Origin of the sequence: Geminocystis sp. CENA526 (genome assembly GCF_050753365.1) — a bacterium.
Lineage (GTDB): Bacteria > Cyanobacteriota > Cyanobacteriia > Cyanobacteriales > Cyanobacteriaceae > Geminocystis.
On sequence record NZ_JBLZFY010000284.1, the window covers coordinates 1 to 1,319 of the forward strand.

2 protein-coding genes are annotated in these 1,319 nt (G+C 42.5%); both read right to left on the minus strand.

Going from position 1 to position 1,319, the window contains the following annotated elements; all coding sequences use genetic code 11:
• The coding region (locus ACN4EE_RS23410; protein WP_431708914.1) for an Eco57I restriction-modification methylase domain-containing protein at positions 1-968 on the minus strand (968 nt) is incomplete at its 3' end.
• 35 nt (positions 969-1,003) lie between these two features.
• On the minus strand, positions 1,004-1,315 hold the full coding sequence (locus ACN4EE_RS23415) for a four helix bundle protein (RefSeq protein ID WP_431708915.1): 312 nt from the start codon (positions 1,313-1,315) through the stop codon (positions 1,004-1,006).
• Between the last annotated feature and the right edge of the window lie 4 nt (positions 1,316-1,319).

A 1,319-nucleotide genomic window follows, 5' to 3' on the forward strand; every position in this document is an offset into this window, starting at 1 on the left:
GCCCCTAAATGAGCCATTGATAAAATAGTCGTTTTATTAAGTAAATTTGAGCGTAGATTTTCAAAAGAAGATAAAAACATCCAACTTTGCATCGTTATCATAGCGGAATACCCATTTTTTACAGATAACTCCCGATTTCGCTCAATAAACATAGCAAACAAATCAGACTTACTATCAGGGTAATTATCCTTTACCCATGCCGAGAGACGAGGATTCATGCCCTTACCGCCCATGTAAGGAGGATTAGCGATAACTACATGATAACGGGGGCTTAAAAATTCCGCCTGTCGTAAAACCTTCAACACCTTTTCATGGGTATGATATAACAATAAATTTCCTGCCACATCAACCTGCTCAAGTCTAGCTCTAATAGAATCCACATCCGTAACTTGAGGGCGTATCAACGAGCCAAAATTATCCACCTCCTCAAACTGCCGTAAAGTCTCTTGAAGACTAACAGTAAATAAATCTCTCCCCACATAATCCATATATTCCTCAATCTCCCCTTTCATTGAGGACACCCCCGTCTTCGACTCCTCACTTATTAAGGGGGGTTGGGAGGGATCATTCTTGCTTGATGAATGAGAGTTAATAGCATTAATCAAAGGTAACTCCTCAATCTCACCCTTCTTACTTCCCACTTGCCACTTCCCACTTCCTACTCCCTTCGCACTTCCCACTCCAAACTTAACATTCTCCAAAACACAAATATTTGGTTGCACAGGCTTACGCAAAAATCGGCGATATTTTGCCCGTGCCTTCATAGTTAAAGCAAAAGCTGATAATGCCCCTGCCCGTGGATCAATTTCAATACCATAGAGATTATGGGTTAAAATCAGGCTCGGAATTTCTGACGGTTGATAACCTTCCTCCTCATAAATGGCATAGAGTAAGTCAAAAGCATAAACGAGAATATGTCCACTACCACAGGCGGGATCTAGGATTTTTAACTCTTCAGGCTTAGTGATTTTTAAGTAGGAAGTGGGAAGTGGAGAGTGGGAAGTTAGTTTAGTTTGGCTGTTAGAGCGTAAATCATTCGTTTGATTTCCTCCGACAGATTGAGAATTGAGGTTGTCTGTTCCTTCTTGAGATAACCCAGTCTTTGAGCTATCATTATTTGAGTTTCCACTTCTGCCCTCGAACCCTGTGCGATCGACAGAAAACGTTTGAATTCCGCCGTTGATTGGCGACTTTGCCCCTCCGCTATGTTTGACGGAATCGAAACTACTGCCCGTCTTACTTGATTCGTCAGCCCGTAAAGCTCCTCCTTCGGAAACTCCCTCGAAACCTGATAAACTAACTCCACCAAGTCCATCGCC